Annotated in this window: 17 protein-coding genes; 11 read left to right on the top strand and 6 right to left on the bottom strand. The window is 46.5% G+C overall.

Annotated features, from left to right (window positions below):
- The first annotated feature begins 532 nt into the window (after positions 1-532).
- The 5 genes from Q4A14_RS06065 to Q4A14_RS06085 are packed head-to-tail and all read left to right on the top strand — an operon-like array spanning position 533 to position 9093.
- Entirely contained in the window at positions 533-2815 is a 2283-nt protein-coding gene (locus tag Q4A14_RS06065; RefSeq protein ID WP_303170700.1) for a prolyl oligopeptidase family serine peptidase, read from the top strand.
- Positions 2799-6137 (top strand): SusC/RagA family TonB-linked outer membrane protein, encoded by a 3339-nt coding sequence (locus Q4A14_RS06070; protein WP_303170702.1) that lies wholly within the window; start codon positions 2799-2801, stop codon positions 6135-6137. The genes Q4A14_RS06065 and Q4A14_RS06070 overlap by 17 nt, the downstream gene beginning before the upstream one ends.
- A 33-nt stretch (positions 6138-6170) precedes the next feature.
- Positions 6171-7562 carry a RagB/SusD family nutrient uptake outer membrane protein gene (locus Q4A14_RS06075; RefSeq protein WP_303170704.1) on the top strand — a complete coding sequence of 464 codons (1392 nt, stop codon included), beginning with the start codon at positions 6171-6173 and terminating at the stop codon, positions 7560-7562.
- Between the two features lie 40 nt (positions 7563-7602).
- Entirely contained in the window at positions 7603-7833 is a 231-nt protein-coding gene (locus Q4A14_RS06080; RefSeq protein ID WP_303170706.1) for a hypothetical protein, read from the top strand.
- Positions 7834-7836: 3 nt separating this feature from the next.
- On the top strand, positions 7837-9093 hold the full coding sequence (locus tag Q4A14_RS06085) for a hypothetical protein (protein WP_303170708.1): 1257 nt from the start codon (positions 7837-7839) through the stop codon (positions 9091-9093).
- A gap of 276 nt (positions 9094-9369) precedes the next feature.
- Here the strand turns inward: Q4A14_RS06085 and Q4A14_RS06090 are convergent, their stop codons facing one another.
- Positions 9370-9507 (bottom strand): hypothetical protein, encoded by a 138-nt coding sequence (locus Q4A14_RS06090; RefSeq protein WP_303170710.1) that lies wholly within the window; start codon positions 9505-9507, stop codon positions 9370-9372.
- 148 nt (positions 9508-9655) lie between these two features.
- Here Q4A14_RS06090 and Q4A14_RS06095 point away from each other — a divergent pair, with 148 nt between their 5' ends.
- Positions 9656-10189 carry a hypothetical protein gene (locus tag Q4A14_RS06095; RefSeq protein ID WP_303170712.1) on the top strand — a complete coding sequence of 178 codons (534 nt, stop codon included), beginning with the start codon at positions 9656-9658 and terminating at the stop codon, positions 10187-10189.
- A gap of 95 nt (positions 10190-10284) precedes the next feature.
- A complete protein-coding gene (locus Q4A14_RS06100) occupies positions 10285-11085 on the top strand; it encodes a DUF3781 domain-containing protein (RefSeq protein ID WP_303170714.1) in 801 nt (266 codons plus the stop codon).
- A gap of 86 nt (positions 11086-11171) precedes the next feature.
- Here the strand turns inward: Q4A14_RS06100 and Q4A14_RS06105 are convergent, their stop codons facing one another.
- Entirely contained in the window at positions 11172-11531 is a 360-nt protein-coding gene (locus Q4A14_RS06105) for a tyrosine-type recombinase/integrase (protein ID WP_368492357.1), read from the bottom strand.
- 127 nt (positions 11532-11658) lie between these two features.
- Between Q4A14_RS06105 and Q4A14_RS06110 the strand changes: the two genes are divergently transcribed.
- From Q4A14_RS06110 to Q4A14_RS06125, 4 genes are all read left to right on the top strand, one after another.
- Positions 11659-12081 carry a hypothetical protein gene (locus Q4A14_RS06110; RefSeq protein ID WP_303170716.1) on the top strand — a complete coding sequence of 141 codons (423 nt, stop codon included), beginning with the start codon at positions 11659-11661 and terminating at the stop codon, positions 12079-12081.
- 290 nt (positions 12082-12371) lie between these two features.
- Entirely contained in the window at positions 12372-12956 is a 585-nt protein-coding gene (locus Q4A14_RS06115; protein ID WP_303170718.1) for a hypothetical protein, read from the top strand.
- Between the two features lie 238 nt (positions 12957-13194).
- A complete protein-coding gene (locus Q4A14_RS06120; RefSeq protein ID WP_303170720.1) occupies positions 13195-13638 on the top strand; it encodes a hypothetical protein in 444 nt (147 codons plus the stop codon).
- 20 nt (positions 13639-13658) lie between these two features.
- Positions 13659-14138 carry a hypothetical protein gene (locus Q4A14_RS06125; protein ID WP_303170721.1) on the top strand — a complete coding sequence of 160 codons (480 nt, stop codon included), beginning with the start codon at positions 13659-13661 and terminating at the stop codon, positions 14136-14138.
- 113 nt (positions 14139-14251) lie between these two features.
- On the opposite strand, the gene Q4A14_RS06130 is transcribed toward Q4A14_RS06125, so the two are convergent.
- From Q4A14_RS06130 to Q4A14_RS06145, 4 genes are all read right to left on the bottom strand, one after another.
- Positions 14252-16192, bottom strand: coding sequence for an ATP-dependent DNA helicase RecQ (locus Q4A14_RS06130; RefSeq protein WP_303170723.1), 1941 nt, complete (start codon positions 16190-16192; stop codon positions 14252-14254).
- A 45-nt stretch (positions 16193-16237) separates the two neighbouring features.
- Entirely contained in the window at positions 16238-17968 is a 1731-nt protein-coding gene (gene recJ / locus Q4A14_RS06135) for a single-stranded-DNA-specific exonuclease RecJ (protein ID WP_303170725.1), read from the bottom strand.
- Positions 17969-18397: 429 nt separating this feature from the next.
- On the bottom strand, positions 18398-19723 hold the full coding sequence (locus Q4A14_RS06140; protein WP_303170726.1) for an OmpA family protein: 1326 nt from the start codon (positions 19721-19723) through the stop codon (positions 18398-18400).
- 176 nt (positions 19724-19899) lie between these two features.
- A complete protein-coding gene (locus Q4A14_RS06145; RefSeq protein WP_303170728.1) occupies positions 19900-23361 on the bottom strand; it encodes a hypothetical protein in 3462 nt (1153 codons plus the stop codon).
- Positions 23362-24260: the final 899 nt, after the last annotated feature.

Raw genomic sequence — 24260 nt, forward strand, 5'->3', positions numbered from 1 at the left:
GAGGACGGAAGCCATTGCATTGTTCTCCCTCATGCTCTTCGACAGAGAGAGCACGTTCTTGCTTCGAAAAAGTGTCCGATAATACACGGATAAGCTCGTTAATACCTGTCTCTGATGATAGCATTTCAGAAATAAATGCCGACTTTTTTGATGTTGTAAGTTCCATTGTTCTTGGTTTTATTTTTTCTTATCTCAAAGTTAAGGACTAATGGGGCTTACACACTTTTTTAGGACAGTATCAAACCCTAAAACCGTACCTATCCGATGGCATCAATACAAAACAATCGGCATACGATTTCGGTCTCAGATCACCCTTTTTGGAGGGATAATTGCGAGTAAAATCCATAAAATCCGAACAATAAATCATATCCAAAAGACAACATAAACGACGCAATGCACAGCTCTCCTACATGGATAACGTCAAGAATATCAAAAACCTGCTTCGATTAACATATTGATTACAATTATGATTTTTATTAACTTTGCAGCCCCTCAAATCAGTTTAAAAAACATCAATACAGAAAGATTGTTAATGCGATCAATTATTATCTCACTGTATTTGCTCCTTACCCTCTCGGCAACAGCTCAGGAGAGTGTCGATCAGAGAGTTCGCAAAGTATCGGCAGATGCAGTCAAAGCAAAGCTGAAAAATATATACATCCATCCTCGCTGGGCAGAGGATCTACCGTATATGTACTATCACTTGGACACGCCCTCAGGTCCGGTCAATTATGTCGTAGACCTCAAGTCCGGCAAAGTCTCCGAGCTGATACGAGACTACGATACCTTTGTCTCCGACTTTGAGAATCTCACAGGCGAAAAACTCCCAAGAGCGAGGGTAAGGCTGTACCGCCTTGACTTCCCCTCCGGCTCACCGGATATCTTTGTGGCCACATTCAAAGGCAAAAGCATCCGCTACGACAGGAGGAACGGCAAGATGTCTTTGGTCGATCCGTCCCGGACCAAATTGCTCTCACAGAAAAAAGCACGAGGCAAGCTGACGAGCACCGACTCTCGCTACACGATGGTTGCCGAGGGGGCAGACCTGGCTCTGAAGGACAACCATTCGGGAAAAGTCGAGCGCATCACCTTTGATGGAGACTCCTATTTCAGTTACACCTCTTCGTCCGATGGGAAGGTGAAACCCAAAGGCTTTTGGGTGGGCGACAAATACATCGCCCTACTCAAAGAAGAAGGAAAGATACACAAGATGGGGCTGATACGTTCGCTCACAAAATCGAGACCCAAGGTGATCACATTCAACATGTCCATCCCCGGCGATGCGGCAGTCCCCCAGTATGCGATCTACTACTTTGACGCTCAGAAGAAAAGAGGAGCGATGCTCGATATCGACAAGTATCAGGATCAAGAGGTAGTGCTGGCGCCATTCAGATGCCAAAAGTCCCTCTACTTCACCCGCGTCAATCGTAAAGGAGACCGCATCGACCTATGCCGGATAGATCTCGGTACCGGCGAGGTACACGAGTTGCTCAGCGAAGAGTGTGCCCCACACTACAACCAGACGCTATTTGACTATCGGGTCTTTGACCAAGGCAAACAGATCCTATGGTGGTCGGAGCGCACCGGATATGGGCAGTACTATCTCTATGACGACAAAGGGAATCTTATCCGAAGAGTCACGCAAGGAGACGGACTGGTCTGTGGGAGACTATTGTGGATAGACGAAAAGAGGAAGGAAATCATGTTTGTAGGGTATGGAGGCGAAAAAGGGCAACACCCGCAATACGCTCATCATTATCTGGCTTCGCTTGACGGATGCAGACAGCGTTGTGTCAATCCCCAAGACGGACATCATGAGGTAGAGGTGTCTCCGGACAAGAGATATGCCCTTGACAAGTGTTCACGTATGGATATGCCTCCGGTCTATTCCATCATCGACCTGCACCATCCCAAATCTCCGGCCAAGATACATGAGATACCCGCGACAGAGGCCAAGTCCGCAGGCTGGATATCTCCGACCCTCATCACAGTGAAAGCCGATGACGGCAAGACCGATCTCCAAGGGCTTATGTATCTCCCCTCGACGCTCGACAAGAGCAAGTCGTACCCGATCATCACCTATGTCTATCCCGGGCCGCAGACAGATATGATGCCTTTGGGATTTGAGGTGGATGAAAACGCCAATCAGTCCCTTGCCGAGACGGGCTTTGTCGTCGTACAAGTGCCATCGAGAGGTTCATCACCTCTGAGAGGGCACGAGTTTTACAACTACGGCTACGGAAATCTCAGGGATTATCCGTTGGCAGACAATAAGTCGGCGATAGAGCAGCTGGCAAAAGTCTATCCCTTCATCGACCTTGACAGGGTCGGTATCTATGGGCATTCTGGCGGTGCGTTTCATGCAGTCACATCACTGCTGACTTATCCCGACTTCTACAAAGTGGCTGTCGCAGCGAGTGGCAACTATGACAATAATATCTACATACGCTGGTGGGGAGAGAGTTTTCACGGAGTGACGGAAGAAAAAGACCCAGAGACGGGCAAGATAAAGTTCGTGTGCAAAGTGCCGACGCCTCTTGAACTCGTGCACAACCTCAAGGGGCAACTCCTCCTGATGACGGGGGATGAGGACAAAAATGTCCCTCCATCATCGACTTACCGACTGGCCGATGCCTTGATCAGAGCAGACAAGCACTTCGATATGTTTGTCTTTCCGGGCAAAGATCATCAGCTCGAGAGTCCTTATTACTTTGATAAGATAAGGCGCTACTTTGTCAAACACCTTCTCAAAACAAATTCAAAAAAACACAATAACAACAGTATATATTCTACACAGTATGATAACGAAAAGTAAACTATCAATCTGCCTGCTGTGTCTGCTCACCTTTGGGGCTATCCCGACCCTGCTCTTTGCCCGGGAAACTACCCGGGTGATCAAGCCTGAAACCAAGAAAGTGAGAGTCACCGTCAAGGATAGCGACGGGCAGCTCCTCCCGGGAGCCTTGATCAAAGCGAAAGGGGGCAAACCCGTGCGCCCTACCGATATCAATGGTGTAGCTGTCCTCGATCTGAGCAAAGGCGCAGTCATCACAGTATCCTACACAGGCATGGAGACTCAGACCCTGACCATAGGGGACAAGACAGACATCACCGTCACGCTGAACTACAAGTCCGCAGTCCTCGATCAGGTCATCGTGACGGGGTATTCGACAACGACGAAAAAGCGTACGACAGGGTCTGTCGCGGTGATAGACTCCAAAGAGCTCAATCGCAAGCCGATGGCAAGCGCCGACCACTTGTTGCAGGGTGTTGTCGCGGGACTTGATGTCAAAGCGGTATCGGGACGCCCGGGAGAGGCTGCCAAGATCCGGATACGTGGGATCAATACCATCACTGGCAGTGCCGATCCTCTTTGGGTAGTGGACGGTGTCCCCATGCAGAGAGACATACCTCAGATATCGACCACGGAAATAAAGAACGGGGACTTCAACAACATCTTTATGAACGGGATAGGAACCATTCCGCCCAATGACATAGAGTCCGTCACCGTCCTCAAAGACGCTTCGGCAGCAGCGATATACGGTTCTCAGGCGGCCGGCGGGGTCATCATAGTGACAACAAAAAGAGGCAAAGAGGGCAAGATGAGTGTCAGCTACTCGACCAATTGGACATTGGTATCGGCGCCTCCGAGGGATGCGCGTCTGATGAATTCGAGGGAAAAATTGGCTTTCGAACAAGAGCTTTGGGACGAGTTTTCTGCCAAACGTAAGGAAAAAGGTGAACGCTATCCGGTGATAGGCATCGTCGGTGCCATACGTTCGGGCGCGGGGATATACAAAGGATGGGACAAGGCTCGACAAGATGAGGAGATCAAAGCACTTGGGGAGCATACGACAGACTGGTTTGGAGAGATATTCCGAAATGCGCTGTCTCACAGCCATCACCTGACTCTGAGCGGAGGGGAAAAGAAGATAACCTACTACACTTCGGCGGGATATTCGCGTGAGGAGGGGCTCGTCAAGCGCACCAATGCAGAGCGTTCGACATTTAACTTGAAGCTTAACCTCAAGCCCATCGACAGACTGAAAGCCGACCTTTCTGCAGATCTCAGTTACCTTAACTCCGATGGCTCGTCGCTTTCGGTAGATCCATTTAGTTATGCGTACTTCGCCAATCCCTATGAGAAACCTTACGACAGCAATGGTAATTATCTCGCTGACAATACTTACTTCTCGCTCCTTCAAAACTCAGGGATCAAGCCTCCGTTCCAATTGCCTCCCAACGGCTTCAATATCTTCAGAGAGATGGAGAACACCCACAGCACCACAAAAAACTACACCGGGAACATCAAAGCAAGCGTGTCTTATCGCTTCTCCGATCACTTGAGCTTTGACGGTCTGGCATCGGTAGGCTTTACCAACAACACTTCTGAAAATGTCAATGGCAAAGATACTTACACCGCATGGTTGGACAGGCCGTTCGATATCTTCTCTTCGTCATCCACACGTCGCTACGGCTCGATAACTCAGACCTCCGCGACCAATACAAGCTACATCCTTAGAGGTCAGCTCAACTACTTCAACACCTTTGCCAACAACCATAATGTAAGTGCCCTTATCGGGTCGGAGATACGCTCTCAATATGCCAAGAGCATCTACGAAAAACGCTACGGCTACGATCCCGTATCCGGCAACTCTTCGACTCCGACACTTCCCCCTCAGGAAAAATACTCGGAAAGCGACCTCAAGAGATATGCAAACATCATTGATGGGCTTGCAGGTCAATCGATCTTCGAGTCGGCATTTGCATCGTTTTACTTTTCCGCAGACTACAACTACCGCAACCGTTATGTATTCAGTCTGACGGCTCGTACCGATGGTTCCAACAGTTTTGGCACGGCAAACCAATTTAACCCTACGGGATCTGTCGGTCTCGCATGGAACGCCGATCAAGAGGACTTCATGCAGTCCCTCAAACCCTACCTCAGCACCTTGTCGATGCGTATATCTGGGGGCTATACAGGGAATGTCAACAAGTCCGCTTACCCTTACTTTGTCATGAGGTATCTCCCACGCTTTCGCAAGACAGAGGACGACAACCTCCGTATCGGGCAGATCAAGACACCTCCCAATCCGAGGTTGAGATGGGAGAAAACGAGGGACATCAATGCAGCCCTTGAAGTAGGCTTCTTGGACGATAGGATCAAGGTTTCGACAGAGATCTACGACCGGTATACCACGGATGCCGTAACGAGTGTACCTGTCGTCACATCCAATGGCTTCTTGGATCAAAACTACAATACTTCCGAGCTTCGCAATCAAGGGATTGAGTTCACCTTGGGTGCAACGCTCCTCAAGAGCAAAGACTGGATGCTCAAGGCCTCTGCCAACATAGGCATGAACCGCAACAAACTCATCAAGTATGTGGAAGAGCGGCCTTCTTATCTCAACAAAAACATCGAGGGCTATCCCATAGGTTCTCTCTTCACAGGGAAAGTCGAAGGCATAGATCCTGTCCTCGGCGTGTACACCTATGAGCGTCGTCCCGATGCCAAGATGGAGACTCCGGAGGATAGACAAAACCCTCAGAACTATCTCTTCTACATAGGTACAGAAAATGCCCCTGTCAATGGTGGTTACTCTGTCAACCTGACTTACAAACAACTGTCCATGGGGCTGAGCGGAACATTTTCCACCGGCGGATATGTATTCAACGAAGTCACTCCTCCCGTGAGTTACAGAGACTTCATCGGTCTACCGGGAGACAGAGAGATGGTTCCCGATCACGTCAACGACCTCTATGGCTATCATGTCAATACTACCAAAGATGCCATCCGTCGTTGGACTCCGACCAATCCCATCACAGATGGCAGACCACGTATCATCGACCGCTATGGTGACCGTCTTTACCTCGATCAGTATATGGTTACGGCGAGCAGCATCACCAAGTCTTCCCGCCTCGAGAGTCTCTCGTACTTCAAACTCTCATCACTTTATGTGGGGTACAGCTTTGAGGGCAGTTGGCTCAAACACTTCGGCATCAGCAGTCTGAATGCTTCCCTCTCTGCAAGCAACCTCTTTATCCTGACCAATTACAGCGGTATAGATCCTGAGACTCCGGGAGCGGTATATCCGATTCCTCGCACCTATACGTTCGGACTCAGCGTAGGGTTCTAACCATCGCAACACGACGAAACACAGATCACAGATATGAAAAAAGTAATATATACCCTCCTTCTTTTCGTGAGCCTCTCCGGTTGCAGTCGCTACCTCGACATCAAGCCGTACGGAGTCACCGTCCCCAAGACACCCGAAGAGTTTTCAGCACTCCTTCAGTACCACCTCAACTTCATCGACGAAGGGAGAGACATGTACCTCGTGGGCAATACATCCAACTCCTTGTTTATGGATATGTATGCCGATGACTTCGAGTCTGCACTATACACGACAAGCACCAATCTCTTGCCGATCAGCATCAAAGGAGAGCTTGAGATCAACTACAGCAGGACGACACCCTACCAGACTCTGTATCAGATCATCAGAGACTGCAACATCGTCATTTCAGAACTTGGCAACGATGGTTCCGACCTTGCACGTACGATCTACGGCACGGCTTACGGCATGCGCAGTGTGGCATACTATCAGCTCATGCGCCTCTACTGCGAAGCTCCCGAAGCCGGACGTTTCTCTTCGCAAAAAGGTCTCCCCATCGTGCAGGTCTATGACATCGAAGCACAGATCCCCCGAAGCGACCTGCAAAGCCTCATCAACTTCATCGAAAGCGACTTTGACAAGGCACTGAGCTACAATGTCACAGATGCTTCGTACTACTTTACGGCAGAAGTCATCAAGGGTTACAAAGCCCGCCTCTACCACTGGACACAGCAGTGGGAAAAGGCTCACGAGCTCTCGAAAGAACTCCTTGCCGCACATCCCCTCCTACACGCTTCGGCATTTGCGGAGATGATCAAGGAAACATCCCACAAGGGTAATTACCTCATCCGCAATCCAAGGCTGATCTACGACCTCAACGATGACAACCGCATCGAACTCCTCTCAACACGTCCGCTCTCACGTCGCTACACCGCTCTATACTCAGGCGAAACGGAAAAGGACATACGTGCCAAGATCTACTTCGACACCCGACGTATAGTGAAACGTTCGGTCTCTGCAGGCTTACGATCGGCCGAACTCGCTCTCATCTTGGCAGAAGCTCTCTATCACATGGGGCAGGAAGCCCAAGCCCTCGAGGTCATCAACGACTTCAGAGCCCACCGCATAGAGGGACACACGCCCTACACATCGGCTACACTGCCCGAGGCATCACCCTTGGAGTACATCAAAAAGGACGCCATGGGCAGGGATGTCACTCCCCTACTCTCACTTATCCTCTCGGAGCGACGCAAGGAGTTTCTACTCGAGGGAGACAGATTTTTTGAACTCAAGCGCAACGGATCACCCGAATTTTGGAAAGCATACAACGGAGAGCGTTACGACATGCTGAAGTTCATGTACACCCTCCCGATCCCTCTCAGAGACATAGCTTTGCAGGAAAGCCTTGAGCAAAATCCGGAGTACGAAAACTTTACTCTCGGGCGCTGACGACAGCAAAACTTCATACAAAGACAATATGACACAGCATATGAAAAAATACAGAAACCTTCTCGGGCGGACAGGCCTCGCAGCCCTCGTTGTCATCATAGGCTTCACTGCTTGTGAAAAGATCGAAGAGGTACCACCTCAAAAGAAGTCCATCAACGATATCCGTATCAAGCTCCCCGACACGCCAAAGATCACCGAAGCCGAGCAAAAGCTCATCGATGAAATCAAGGCGGAGCACGAAGCAAGTACTAAAAAGAATAACAACCCTTGATCCATGAATATCAGACATTTACTCATATCGATCATTGCTTTTCTGACCCTCCTTTCCTGCGACAAGATAGATCGTCACGGAGGGGATATGCGTCCTCAAGTCAGCTTCGAAGCTCTGAACTTGAGCATCGAACAAAAGAAAAGCGTCAAGATACCCGTCAAGATACAGACAGCTCCCTCTCAGGAGATCAGGCTGCAATACGTGACAAAGGGAGACGAGGGCATCGAAGCAGACTTCGAGATCACACCAGAAGTCATCACCTTCGCCCCGAACAAGCTGACAGACACCCTCGTTCTCACCAATAAGTCCGAGCGACAAGACCCCTCTGTCCTGCACATCTATCTCGGGGATGTCCCCAAAGGCTACCGCAAGGGGATAGTGGACTTCATACGCGTGGAGCTGCAAGGCAAGAGACCTCAGACCATATCCTTTGCCAAGGCAGAAGATATCCTCTTCAAAGAACGCCCTTACCCGGTCACTTGGAAAGACGAAAACGGTCGCAACAAGAGATTCAGATCTCCGGAAACTTATCCCATAGAGATAGATACGGAAGGTAGTACGGCGGTCGAAGGGGTACACTTCACATTCCCTCAAGGGAAGCACATGGTGTTCAAGCCCGGTGGACCGAGAGGTATCGGACACCTCCACGTGCGAGCACTCAAACACGATCCCAATGCCAATACCATCAAGATCAAGATCCCCCACACAGCAGGAGTTGCGGGAGGTGCGCAGGGCTCGATAGTCATCAAAATCACCGAGCCAACGGATCTGTCAGGGACTTGGATGTTTGACAAATTTGTCAATGAGTCCGACTTTGTAGACACCGCGGGAGAAGTGGAGACCGAAGAGATCAAAAAGATCACCGGAGAGGAGGGCGACAGACTCGTGATCACCGGTACTCCGGGCAGTCATGTCATCAAGCCTTCGTTCAAGGGGACTCTCCGCCACCTCTTTGCAGGAGAAAACACAACGAGGCTTGAACGCGAACTCTTCATTTCCGGTAATACCCTCTATCTTGGACTCAAAGTAGACAACATCAATGTCAATATATCTCCGTTGTCCGAGAAGGTACGTACAGCCGAAATAGGGTTCTCAACCGTCAAAGATGAGAAAACCGGCGAAGAATACCTGTATATGGCAGTGTATGACCTCGAGCCGACCCACTACTTCAGCAAGACATACGCTTTCTTTGCCGGCCCCGATGTCAAGTTTCCCATGCTTGAGATGCCACCGACATACAAGTTCAAAAAACTGAAGTAGAACCTTCCGAAAAAGGTTAGACAACTTGAAGAAACAAGGTAAAGAACTTGCGATCGCAAGTTCTTTACCTTGTTTTTTTACCTTCTTATGGAATTTTCAAGCTCGAACCATTTTATTGAAGGACAAAGTAAATGAGCTGAGGACTTTTTATTGCTCGCATTCGCATCAATAAAGAATACTCACTTGATCTTCCACAGGAGCACTCTTTTGAGTGGAAAAAGGGGGCGTTCTATCATCATTTTCTTTTTTGGAAAGAGGTATTTGTTTCTACATCCTTCATCCCCGTTTCTTTTTCTTGTTGGCTTCGTGGCTAAATCTCCATCGGAAAGCCACCTCGACATAATTCCCTCCATGTACTTGGAAGTCCAACACTCCACGGACAGATTCTGAGAAAATTTCTACGTGAGTTTTCAAAATCTTACGTCACTTTTTTGAGGTCTGTACTGCCCATTTCATAATAAATCAGATATATTTGTACCGTCGAGACAAGTAACATCTTCCGAGAGCAAAATCCTCCGTTTTTGCAAGGAGAGACAAAAGAGGACATGCGAAAATGATAAAAATGAATGAAAGTACAATAACCCTAATAAGTGCAATGCTTGCGTTTATTGTTGGTTGTGTTAATGTCTGGGTGACTTTAAGACGGTCAAATAAAAATGCTTTTATTCGCACGATAACAAATGCCCGAAAAGAATATTTAGTAAAACTTCGGAAACAAGTTGCTGAGTTTTGTGCAATAGCAGATAGCGAAAATAAGGATCAAGATAAAATAAAACTGAGATCCTTGTCGTATCAGCTAAAAACACTTATGAATCCAAGTGAGAAATGGGATAAAGAGACTATCGAATTGATTGATGAGATTCTCCAGTCAGAAGACAAGAAGACGAAAATTGACGAATTTTTAATATCAATGCAACTTTGGTTTGCTCTTGAATGGGAGGGAATGACAGCGGAGAGCAAACATGGTGTCTTAAGTAAAAAACGGAAGAAAAAATTGCGAGAATCTTATTATAGTAAGCAAAAAGAGATGCGGGGAAAAGAGGGTAAGACAAGTTGTGCAGACGCTAGCAAAGAACAAAAGGACAATGATAAATGAATTTACAGCAGCATTGTACGGTGATGGGATCTATCCAATCCTCGAGTTCTGTTCACTTATAAACTTGCAGCGAAATTACTGAAATAACAATTACAGTGAATAAAGCCATTCTTTTTATTTTCTCAGGACTACCAGCAGTGGGCAAATCCACACTTTCGAAGTTTGTAGCAAAGGAATTCAGAGCGTTTTACTTGCGTATTGATACCATTGAACAAGGATTGAGAGACCTATGTCGTATCAGTATCGAGGGGGAAGGTTACCGCCTGGCTTATCGTATAGCAAGCGACAATTTACAATTGGGGAATAATGTCGTGACTGATAGTTGTAATCCTATTGAATTGACAAGAAATGAATGGGAAGAAGTTGCCGCCAAGAGTGATTGTCGTTTCTTGAATGTTGAAATAATCTGCTCAGATAAGTCGGAACACAAGCAACGAGCAATGCAGAGGGTTTCAGAAATCGCAAATATGAAGATTCCGACATGGGACGATATCAAAACCCGAGAATATCACAAATGGGAAAAAGACAGGATTGTTATAGACACAGCAGGCAAAACTATCGAACAATGCAAAACTGAACTAAAAACAAAGATAACCGACAGTCTTTCTCTAAAAAGAGGAAATCAAGCTCAGAAAACTATTGGCAATTCTCTGAAAGAAGTTATTTTGCAAAGGCTTTGTTACACGAAATTAGTGTATGGTAGAATCAACCGTAAACTTAACCTTCATCTCTCCCCCCAAGAGATCGAAGACTTTATAGCGTGTATTATCAATCGTACAGACGAAACTCATTTTCTTCAGAAAGGAAAGAATTATTATATCACCAACAATGCAGAAGGCTTTCGCATTACCATCAATTCTTTTACATATAGAGTCATTACAGCAGATAAAATATGAATAAATATTCAATGAATAAGAAAGGTGCTTACTCTACAATCCGGAGTAAGCTCTTTTTATTCTGACCTAATTTATATCCATCCTCACTACATCAACCTCTCCATATCCCTTACAATCCTTTGGTCGGAGATTTGGGCGTAGATTTGCCTGCCGGCAAAGGACGAATGCCCCATCATCTTGGCGATACTCTCTATCGGCATGCCTACCTCCAAAGTTGGTGTTCCGAAGCTGTGTCTCCCAACGTGGTAGCCCGGTGGAGTACAAATACTATACGCCAAGCCCAAGACTTTGAGGAAAGTAAGTAGTTTGCCTTTGCCCATCGTATCGAGGAATATCTTGTAATCCCCATTGCTCCTCTCCTTTGTGTAAAGCGAAAGTACCTGTTCCACTATCAGATGCAGGGATATCAGTCTCTCAATTTCTGTCTTTTGGCATGCCTCGCGGATAAAACTTACCTTGTTTTTTTACCTTCATCGAGACATTTTTTCGATCCACACACATTTTTTCGGATAAGCGTGCAAGGTTTGGGGGAGAGGAGGATTTTAGGGGTGTATCAACAAAAAAATACAGATCATGAACAAACTTATCTCACTCCTCTTTGCCATGATGTTGGGTCTTATGATGGTATCTTGTGGCAAAAAAGAGCCCAATGAACTCATAGGATTGGGCAAAGATACCATCAAACCGGGTCTGACCGAAGTCACTTTCACTAAAAAGGGTGGCTCCATGGATATCCCTACGGCGTCGGATGGATGGTGGGTCAACCAACAACTCAAGATAGGAGATCGCTACCTGTACGTGGGAAAAGAGCTGAAAGAGATAAAAGATAAACAGAGACGCCCTATCGGATATGAGGGGGAGTTCGGCAAAGTCATAAAAAAAGGTAACCTCCTGCACATCGAAATCAACTCGAAAGAGTCAAACGAAAGGCGCGAATACACCGTCTATCTGCAGGATGGTAACTTCTTCACAAGCCTTAAACTGATACATCAATAATTGGTTTTGGGGCCTTGTGCCCAAGTGATTGTAATTAAGCAATTTTCTCTTTTTCATTTTTTTCGTGACCGTTACAACCCGGTCAACTTTCAGGTCTGGATATTAGGAAAGAATAAGGTTAGGGGGAGGCAACTTAAATCTTGGTGATTTGGGTTGCCTCCATTGTTGTTAAAATTCACGGCATAGCCGGATTTTTTTTACTACCTTTAGCAAAAGGACCTCTACATAAGGATGGATCTCCGTATTTTTCCCGAAAAAAGATGCCCCATGAATAGAGGGCAAAAGAGAGTATGATGTATCTGCTGACATTTGTCCAGAATGGGCATGAGACACGTTTGGCACTGTTTGACAGCATGGAAGCCGGGCAGGAGTTTGTCCGCCGGATCCCGGGCTACAAGATCTCCGAAGAGGTGGGAGAGGATTATAGTTTCACGTATGAGACGTTCAGCCCCAGTGCCCTACCCGAGTACATGGAGATAGAGCAGAACGGTAACAGGGTGCCGATGAGTCGGTTTATGTTCAGAGATGAGGACGATGTCGAGATCATCTGGCAGGAGCTCCCCGATATGGCAAAGCCCGGACAGGGACTCGTAGACAGTCAGACCCTCGTGGATGCTTATATCATCGGTAATGAGGGACTCGAGGCATATATAGCTCAAAGGGAGCGAAACTATGAGAGAGTAAAAGCCTTGTTGGAGGGCAAGGGGTATGAGACGGATCGCAGTTTCCGGGGTTCGGAGGATGGCGAGGCCGTGATATTTAGAAAAAGGGGGGAGGAAGACTGGCATTTTCTCACACACATGGATCCAAGCTTTGTCAAAGAAGCGCCTGTGGAGGATGCCGCCTTTAAGACTTGGATAGAAGAATATCTGTGACCGCAGGCACTCGACAACGGTCGTCGAGCGTCTTTGAAACACCACAGATATACAAAGAGGGGAGGAGAGTTTAGTCTCAAGGACTCATTGTTTTTCCTTATATCTTTTTCACTTGGCAAGAGAGTTTGTTGGTCAGGCGCTCTTGTATGGATTTTTGATGAGAAAAGTGATCGGAATATTTCTGAATTCTTTTCTTGTCTCGGATTTGAATTTGTGATTAAACTAAAATCTTAGTGACATGAAAAAAGACTTCATCAAACTGGCAGCAATATTTGCCATACTGCTTGCCTTCGTGGCTTGCAGTAGAGGTAGGAAAAACACCGGAGAAAGGAATAAGGATGGTGCGCACTTGACGGGAGAAATGAGTGAATATGATATCCCATTCGACATCATGGCAGGTCTCATGAGTACCGATGGCACCAAGGCCATCATCCACAATCTCGATAACATAGAACTCCCCAAATATACCCACTGCATATCTGACGGGAAAGTCTATACCGTCAAATATCCGGGAAGGCAGGAAGAGTACGAAAACAGGCACAATAGCAGGATCATAGCGAGATACTTCGACCTGATACCGGGAGATGTGTATTCTATCATAGGAAGAGAAAAGAAAAAGGCGAAACGACCGAGAAGTCCGACAGAGAGCACTATGTACTGTTTTGCAATGAGGACTTTTTGACGGAGTATTCGTTCGTACCGATGGAGGAAGTTCGGGACTATCCGGAGGAAAAGACGGACAGCGAGCTGACAGAGGCTCAACGTACCGACATCAATAAAATAACAGAACTTGTCAAGGAATCTTATCAAAGTACCGTAGGCAAGTGTCATGTGCGCTCGATATCAGCGGACAGCAAACTGACAACGTATGTCGTATCTGTAAATATGACGGGAGCGACAGCTCTCGGACTCATCGTGTTGTCTGATGAGGGGAAACTATCAGTATACGAAGATTATGCTGAAAGGGTCGAAGGCGAAGAGAACTCTGTATGGAGAGTGGATGATGAGGGCGAATATCATGGGAGTTCTGCCCTTTTTGGCCTGAGGGACAAGGCCGGAAGATTGTCTCTCATGAGTGCCGATTACGGAGCTGAGGAAGTGACGCTGTATATATTGACAGCATTCGGAGATAAGATGAAGATGGCGGACACTCAATGGAATTTTCACACCGCACCTGAGTGAGGATAAGCAACGTCCAAATCCCGGGCACGTCCCAAGGGGCGAGAGTCAATCTCCACACCGCACTTGAGTAAAGTTAAAGAACAGCTTAAAAAGGGGGCTTGGGAAGTCAGGTATCAGTGGAGGAGTATCTCATCCTTCCCTCCCCAAGAAATTGAAATATATTCGGAAATGAAGAAGTTCACGGCCTCTCTGATATGCTCGTCGGGGAGGCCGAGCTTTGTCGCAAGCTCATGGACAGAGACTGAGGTGGAGCCTTGTCTACGCAACTCTGTCAATAACGCTTCCACAACATCGACACTTCGATAAGAAAGCACCTTGGGGGGATGTTGGCGGCAATAATCACAGAGGCCACAAGGTTTGGGAGAATCCTCTCCGAAGTATTTCATCAGCGTCAAGACCCGACACTCATCATCAGCTTTGATGTAGTCGAGCATACACTCAAGTCGTTTTTTCTCGCTGTTATATCGGCGCTCAAAGACTTCCTCTGTCAAGTACACACGCTCTTTGGGTAAACGCTCGACGGTATAGCGTATGTAAGTGGAGCGTTTACCGGGCACATAGTCAACAACATGCCATCGATCCAGATCTATAAGCGACTTGTAGACAACCTCTGCACTCAATCCCATACGCTGGCAGATGAGTTCCTCATCTATAAAGGCATAGTCGGTAAAGACACCTGTATAACTTCTCAGTATGGCTTCTATGATACCCTCATACACAGGCTGGTCTGTCTCAAAAAGGTTGTATAGACTGTTGCGCGAAACAAGGAAAATGAGGCGTGACGAAAACTCCTTATCTTCCATATACTCGATAAAACCTCCTATCGTCAAAAGGGAAAGCGCCGAAAGCACCTGCATCGCTTGGAACTTAAAGACATGACAAAACTTAAAGAGGTTAAACTCATACAACTGCCCTTGCCCTGAACCCTCGGCTATCTCAAAGAAATTACCCAAGGCTTCGTATATCCGCCTTACGGTATCCTTAGAGGGATAGCTGTTTTCCAGACGCTTGTACATATTGCGCTCATCATTATTAGGGTCGTAAAGCAAGACAGCAAACGAAGGATTATTGTCTCTACCCGCACGCCCGGCTTCCTGATAGTAGTTTTCAGGAGAAGTAGGGATATCCGGATGGATTACCAGACGCACATCATTCTTGTCGATCCCCATCCCAAAAGCATTGGTACACACCATGACGCGGGTAGAGCCCTGCTGCCACTCATTTTGCTTACGAGCTTTGACATCGGGACTAAGACCGGCATGATAATAGTCTGCCGAAATCCCCGCATCCGTCAGGAGGGCGGCATACTCTGCAGTCCTCTTACGGCTTCGAGTGTACACAAGCGCACTACCGGCAACATTATTGAGGATATGGAGGAGTTCGCGCGGCTTATCGGCAGTCTTACGTACGACATAAGAGAGAACCTTACGGTAAAAACTGCGTTTGAACAGCCGATGCCCCTCTCTGAATCCCAAACGCACCATGATGTCCTCCACAACTATCGGGGGAGCCGTAGCCGTTAGGGCAAGGACAGGCACATCGGGAACGAGTTTACGAAAATCGGATATAGCGAGGTAGGAAGGGCGAAAATCATAGCCCCACTGACTCACGCAATGGCTTTCGTCCACAACGACAAAAGATATATCGAGCATCGAGAGACGTTTGAGAAAGGTCTCGTTACCCAAACGCTCCGGCGATACATACAAAAACTTATAATCCCCATAAGTACAGTTGTCAAGCACTGTCAAGGACTGTCTGCGAGAGAGCCCGCTGTGGAGATACGCAGCTTTCAGGCTCAGAGACTTCAGCGTATCCACCTGATCCTTCATCAGCGCGATGAGGGGAGTGATCACGATACATAGTCCCTCGCACAAAAGAGCAGGTACCTGAAAAGTTATAGACTTCCCACCCCCTGTCGGCATCAGAGCCAGCGTATCATGCCCCTCCAGTATAGACGATATGACCTCCGCCTGCATAGGGCGAAACTCATCATATCCCCAATAAGTACGGAGGATATCTACAGGAGACTGTGTCTGATCGTATCTGAGACCCACGGCGCAAAAGAAATTACCGGTTGTCGAGAGAGGAAAGAAACGGTATCACCCCATTTCGGGGACATGGATATCTATGATGATCAGCTGAACCATCTTCTTTCCCATGCTGCTGTGCTCTTCTATATTATAAAGGATATCAAACTCCTGACCCTTGGACAAAGCCGTGAGAGCATCCGATTGGTTGTATGCAAAAGCCTGAAAGAAAGGCATCTCTCCCGGCATACTTACCACCATCTTCAGGTGGTTCTTTTTTCTACCCATGACACGCGGAGGCGTCACACAGACAACACCACGAGTACAAAAGACAGGCTTCTCGTTGCCCGGACCGAATGGTGCGAGCTTCTTGATCTGTCGGCGCAGCATGGGTGTTATCTCCTTGAGAGGGATCTCCGCATGCACACGATGACGAGGGATGAAAGACTCCGTAGAGAACGACTGCTCCGCCTTTTCATTCATCATTTTGATGAACTTATGGAGGTTGGACTTCTTTATCGTCATGCCGGCAGCATAAGGGTGTCCTCCGAAGTTTTCGAGTATATCCTTACAGCTCTCTATGCAGTTGTATATGTCAAAGCCTTCGGACGAACGCGCCGATCCACAGACCAATCCCTCCGTTGCATCGGTAAGGACGATCGTCGGGCGATTGTATTTCTCCGAAAGTCTCGAAGCCACTATACCTATCACCCCCTTGAACCAAGCCGGATCATAGACGATAATGACCTTACGGTCCTCTATGTCCGTGAAGCTCTCGACGATATTTTTTGCCTCGTGAGTGATCTCTCTATCCAGCTCACGACGCTTGTTGTTGTACTCGTCTATATGATGGCTCATAGCCTTTGCCTCCTTGGGCGTACGAGCCAATAGCAAGTCCACAGACTCCCTTCCGCTCTGCATACGTCCCGAAGCATTGATACGAGGGCCTATCTTGAAAGTAATGTCCGAGATATCGAGTTCCTTTGTCTTCAGACCACTTACTTCGATGATTCCCTTGAGACCGATGGCCGGATTCTGATTCAGATTACGCAGACCATGATAAGCCAAGATGCGATTTTCACCCACAAGAGGCACAATGTCCGCAGCTATACTCACCGCCACAAGGTCGAGGAGGTCATAGAGGGCACGCATATCCGAGCCATTGCTGATCGCGAATGCCTGCATCAGTTTGAATCCCACACCACAACCCGAAAGCTCATCAAAAGGATAAGTAGAGTCAGGCAACTTGGCATTAAGGAGTGCCACCGCCGGCGGCAACACATCATCGGGGACATGATGGTCACAGATGATGAAGTCTATACCCAACGAAGCCGCGTACTCCACCTTGCTGACCGCTTTGATACCACAGTCAAGGGCTATGATGAGCGAAAAGCCATTGCGGTGCGCATAGTCCACCCCTTGAGTAGACACACCACTGCCCTCGGCATAACGGTCAGGGATATAATAGTCGATGTTGGTAGTCACCTTGCGGAGGAACTTATACACCAGCGTCACAGCCGTTGTTCCGTCCACATCATAGTCTCCATAGATGAGGATCTTTTCCTTGTTACCTATTGCCTTGTTGATGCGCTTGACCGCCTTGTGCATGTCATTCATGAGGAAAGGGTCATGCAGGTCGCTCAGTTTGGGCTCAAGGAAGTGCTTTAGTTTTTCAGGCTCATGGAGGCCTCTCTGCACCAATATATCCGCCACGACAGGCAGGAGCTTACTGCGACTTCTCAGTTCGTTCGCAAGCTCTTTCTCCTCCGGAGTCAATGTCAGTATGTCCCACTCGTGGCTCATTGATAGATTGTTTCTTCTTTCTTACTGCGAGAATCCCCACAGGCTAACCTCAAATGTACAAAAAAGAAATGATTTGACACATTTTTGACACAATTGATATTGGGCCGAGAGGTACCCGGACCTCACTTTATCAGCCGACTGTTCCGACCCGCAGGTTATGGCTATCCTAAGACATCCGGAACACAAAGATAATGACATCCCTCATCACGGCGGTCGATTAGTGTCGGTTAGGAGAGATAAGGAGTTCACATCAAAAGAGTTCACAAGAATCCACAGAGACGAAGCCCTATTGCAAACTCCCAAAGCAAATAGGCGGCAAAACAGAAAGACGGAGAGACGGAGAGAGGGACGACAGACAGAAAAAAAGACCGCAGAGCGAAATATTCGCCCTGCGGTCATATCAGGTTCTCGTATATATGAGAGATACTATTACTTCACTTCTACACGGCGAGCCTTTACAGAAAGAGCAGCCTTGCCGGAAAGACCATCGTCCTTACCCATACCCTTCACAGAAAGGCGAGCAGCATCGATACCCTTGCTTACAAGATACTTCTTCACATTTTCAGCACGCTTGATAGAAAGCTTATCGTTGAGGGCTTCAGTACCTGTATGGTCACAGAAACCGATAACATCAACAGAAAGCGTTGGGTTAGCGTTCAAGAACGTTACCATTTCAGCAAGTTCCTTAGCATACTTCTTCTTGTTTACAACAGCGCTACCACGTACGAAGTGGATGCTTGGAAGGTTTACTTCTACCTTTTCAGCAGCCTTGCGAGCAGCTTCCTCTTCGAGACGACGTCTTTCAGCTTCTGCCTTTTCGCGAGCGATACGCTCAGCTTCTGCCTTTTCACGAGCAAGTCTTTCAGCTTCTGCCTTTTCCTTAGCGATGCGTTCAGCTTCAAGGCGAGCAGCTACGCGTTCAGCAGCCATCTTGTTGATTGTACGACAAGTAGGAGCGTAGATGATGTTGTCCACCTTGTCGCTGTTACCGATCTTGTAGATAAGACCGAGACCGATCTGACCTACTACAGCGTGTCTGAGCTTGGTGTACTCTTCGTGGTTGATACCATCGTGACTTGCGTTATTTGCGATCCAAGCAGCACCACCCTTAAGCAAGAGGTCAAGGTGCTTAGATGCACGGAAACGGATGTCAAGGTCACCACCAAGACCGAGAGTAAGGTCTTGACCGATCTTTGGATCGCTGTACACCTTATCATCAGAGATCTTCTTTAGTTCAGGCATGAACTTTTGTAGGTAAGCAGCAGGGCTGAGTACCACAGCAAACTTGCGATTAGCAGAGCTGCTGAATAGAGGTGCGATATTGAAGTCAAAGTGTAGACCTGCACTCATGTGAGGTATAGAAGCATACAATTCAGAGAACTGCATAGAACCCGCAGGGTCAAGAGTAACCATACCATTAGGCTTCACACGGAACACATCCTCACCTTTCTTGTAGCCTGCATCACCCTTACCGTATTGTCCGGTCAGGCTGATACCGAAGAATGGGTTGAATTGGTAGCCAAGTTGCAGACCTGCCATATAACCGAAGCGAGTCTTGTCGTGACCCAAAGTAGCCATGTCAGCACCTTGGAAGAAAGGAAGACCACCATAGACACCGATAGTCCAGTTAGAGTAGTCCTTTTTGATCTCTTGACGGATCTTATCAGCCTCTCTCTTGATTTCATCAGAAGTCTGAGCAAAAGCGACAGAAGAAAAAGCAAGAGTTGCAGCTAATGCAAAAATTGTTCTTTTCATAATCAATAAGTTTTTAAGTTACCATTCATCAATTATCGCTTGTAAATATACAAGTAATAATTCAATTAGTAATCACTTTATAAAAGCAAAGGTGCCCAAGTGGACACCTTTGCTATGGAGTCAGATCATTCGTCTTATGTATTTGACATACCGACGGATGTCTTTAGTTGTCTGAATTAGTTGTCGTCCGGAGTACCAGGAGCAACCTTAACAAGGATCTCTTGTGGAGACTTGATAACACCCCACTTATATCTTGCAGTTACATCCAAGAAGATCTTGTATTCCTTATTCACAGGTGTACCGGAGTTGTTGTGGTAGCGGAGGTGAGTAGGATTTTCTTGAACTTCAGTAAACTCATAAGGCTTAGAAGCAGTATTAGTTACCTTAACCTGTTGTAGGATACGGCCTGATGGGAGGTTACCGTCTCTGTAATCTTCATCAGTGACAATGTTGTTACCATCGATATTCTTAATGTTAGTCTTAGCTTCCTTAACATTGAACACCAACGTCTTGACAGCGTAGTACTTCCACAATTCCTTGTCGTAAGACTTACTGTTATCAGCAACAGGTTGCTTATTCCAGTCTGTGAATGTGTACTTGTCAGAAAGCTTACCTGTGAACGAACCTCCGATCTGAGCGTCTACCAAATAACCGAGACTTTGACCCTTAACCTTTAGAGGTTCGATGAACTTAACATCATATCTCTTAACAGGAACTTGGTTCCATTGGTTATACTCTGCAACAATCATCACAGGAACAACCTTACCTACAAGATTGATAGCAGCAGGTGTACCGAGATCTGATGCACCATCAGTAGCTTCAGTGTTAGTCTCATGGAGACGGATAAGAGCGCGAGCTTCATCTACTGCACCATGAACGTTATCGTTCACAATGTTTTCTGGATAGCTGTATGGAAGAGAAAGGTTCTTATCCTCATTTGTATCAGCCTTAACAGACAAGAAGTTCAAGATAGATGCAGCGTAGTTTTCGTCAGTTTGGATAAAGTCCTTATTTGCTGGATCTGTTGCAGGAGCAGCATCCTTCCAAAGTCTTGTAGCCTTATCAGATACTACATAACCCTTGAGGTGTTTGAACTCACCGAATCTGCTTTCATCGAATGCGAAGCGAACCTTTGCACATTCACGGATGTATTGGATGAGCTGGTTGACGTTAGCGACCTTCTTACCCTTGTAGATAAATCCGTTTACAAGGTCAGTTTGGATGTGGCTATCACCAACAATATCGTAAGGAGTATGTCCATGAACAAAATAACCATCGTTGTAATCTACATTATCGTAGTGAGTCTGATCAGACACACGTGTCTTATCACCTGTTGCAGAAACCGGTGTATAGACAAGAGGATTAACCTTGAATTCCTGACCCATCTTACCGTCAGACCAGTAAGTTTCTTCGTAGTTGAAGTTTTGTTCTGGAAGCTTAACAACAACCTTGAAGTCATGTGTCAAGTGAAGTTCCTTTAGACGGTCGTAGAACTTAAACTTAAGGATGAATTCAGCCTTGCCTGTTTCAACGATGCTACGGATGATTTCTGGTTGAAGTGTCCAAACGATGTTGAATGAAGTATTACCAGCATTTTGCTCTGGAGGAAGGACATCTGTCGCAGTGCTTTCAGCACCCTCAGGGACATAGTACAACTGAAGATTCTTCCAAGGATGAGGCTTACCTGTTTCTTCGCGAGTAGACATTGTTGCACCAGCATAATCTGCAGTGAACTTACCATCCTGAACGATGTATTCACCGTTCTTAGTCAAGCTAATGATTTCAAGACGAGTATAGCGATCAGTGAAAGTAGTTTTAGCGATACCGTGCTTTTCTTCAGCTTGTCTGTAGATGTCTTCGTTCATCTTCTGCGTGTTAAGACGCAAGAAGTCACCCTTACAGTTCACATAGAAGTCTTCGAATGTAGAAGTACCGATGTGTTTAATCTTAGCAGTCTTGATCCACTTAACCTTCATGTAGCGTTGATCTACAACAGCCTTTGATTCAAGATCATAAAGAGTGACACGTATGATAGGTTCACGACCGATAGCTGTTTCAGAAGCGCCACCAATAGAGTAAACCTTGTTTGTCAAAACAGAACCTTCGAGCTTAGCGAACTCTTGTTGATCAGTTTGGTTTGTACCTTGGAGGTACTTACCCTTAGCCACCGCAAAGTGGAAACCAAGACCGTGCTTCTTATAGTCGAAGTCGTCATGGCTCGCCTTTGTTGCAACAGCCACATAATCCATCAAGTCATACGTTTGATCCCATTCAAGATCAAGGTCGATAAGTTGGTTTTCCTTTGAGTTGTAAAGAAGAGTAGAGTCAGAGAAGTGTGTAGGAAGACCCCATGCTAACTCGCCAGCATCTTTCTTTCCGTTTTTATCAGCATCCCAATAGTGTCTATCCGAAGGAGTATTGTCATAAGCGTAAGGCTTATACTCACTCGCACACTTATTGTGATGTGTAGCAGTGACTGCAGAAGGAGCCGCACCATTCATTGTGATGTAGCCGACTTCCTGTCCCTTAGCGATTCTGCTCTTGATAACAGGAGCAACATAAACCTCATCAACTCTGAATCCTTCAGAAACAACAGCAGGCTTTTCTGTAGCCGCCGCTTCCTCTGAAGTCCAATATTTCTCGGCGATAGGAAGAGTCAATGCGCCCATGTAGAACTTCTCAACTTCATTTTGATCTGTTCCGGTTTCACACCATGGATCAGAGGTAAACTCATTGAACCAATGCTCTGACTGATTAAGAGAGCTATTTACAGTCTTAACAACAGTCACTGTAAGTTTGTTACCCTCAAGTGTGTAACCCATAGGCTTGAATGGCTTATCAACACCTGTCTCACCAGCTTCTACCCTGAGTCTGTTCTTTGACACCCAAGTTTCGAATGAAGGTTGAGTGAAAGAAGCCTCAGAAACACGACTTGGGCTGAGCTTGAAGATGAACTCACCTTGGCTTGGCATGAACACCTTATCACCATTACCTTTATCTTTAGTTGCAAAGCCGAATGGCAAGTGATCAACGTGAGCCTGTGCCTTATACGCAACCCCAAGAAGTTCAGCAGCAGCGATACCGTTTATGTGATATGTAGGAACAAGAGCGATAGAAGTAACACGGTTACCCACGAATTCCTCTACTCTCTTCATCACCTTCTCAATTTCCTTAAGGAGCTCTTCTTTAGCCTTAGCCAACTCTTCCTTAGTTGCGCTATTTCTTTCAAGAGCTTCTACTCTCTTAACAAGAGCTTCAAGATCCTTTCTAAGTTGATCTGCTTTCTTGTGAGCATCATCTGCAGTCTTTTGAGCAGCCTCTGCAGCCTTTTGTGCCTTATCAGCAAGAGCTTCAAGCTCTGCCTTCAACTTAGCGTCCGCAGCAAGAGCATCTTGCAATGCCTTCTTAGCTGCTTCTTTAGCCTCGTCTGCAGCCTTTTGCGCAGCAGCAGCCTTAGCCTCAACATCCTTGATAGCAGCAGTAAGGTCACCCTTAGCCTTATCAAGATCCTTCTTGATACCGGCAGTCTGCTCTCTCAAGTTGTTGATGTCATCGTCATAGTCCTTACAGCCGGGAGCTGCCACAAGAGCAGCTGCCATTGCCATAGCCATGAACTTTAAAGAAAAATTCTTTTTCATGTGACAAAAATTTAATTGTGAGTAATAGTATTTATTTTCAATGTTGTAAACTAAATTTCTTCTCCCAATGTGAAATTTACCGATTTAAGAGGGCAAGACAGTCGTCACCGTCTCACTCTCAGCACCCATAAAAACCACCAAAACCGCACCAACGAAGAGCACTCATAAAACTCCAGAACATCCTAATCTACAAAGAGTTACTCACGACTCCAAGCATAAAATCAGTGACATTCCTCTGAAATACAGCACTTCAAGTGGCTATGTTTCATGACAAAGGTATAAATAAATCTTATACTAACAAACAAATCCACTACTCGTTTTGAAGAAAAAAAAGGTCTTCCAAGCTTTAATTATCAGCCTAATAAAGCAAAAAGCGAAACGGGATCGTGGGCTCATCACTCAAATATCCCTTATGTACATATAATAATATATAAAATATGTATGATCAAGAACAGACAGTGAGAATGTGTACTTTACATAGAGACTCATCTACTACATCAAGATCAAGACTCGGGTTGAGGCCAACTCATGAAATTGTCCCCATCGTCCTTTTTCTCTATGTCTTCAATCAGGGGCTGCTCACAAAAGATCATTAGTAGGGCCGTTCAACCTAAAGTTTTTTTCGACTCGAAATAAAGAGTATCCAAGTCTCGAAGCTAAGTTGTCCAACTTGGGACCTAACCTTAGACAAGCTTTATCATCAAGTCAGGCACCCTTTTCCCGAGTCTCATCACGAGTCTGAGATCAACGAGTAATTTTGCCATAATTCTTCATGACATGTAGTCTATCGAAAAGACTCTCTCTATAAGACATCCAGAATCGAACTACTATTTAATGACGTTTGACGGTAGTGTCCGAAAAAGTGTGTAAGGTTAGTTCTCCCTTTTTCCCCTGGGGCA

Source organism: Porphyromonas sp. (assembly GCF_030529325.1).
In the GTDB taxonomy this organism is placed as follows: domain Bacteria; phylum Bacteroidota; class Bacteroidia; order Bacteroidales; family Porphyromonadaceae; genus Porphyromonas_A.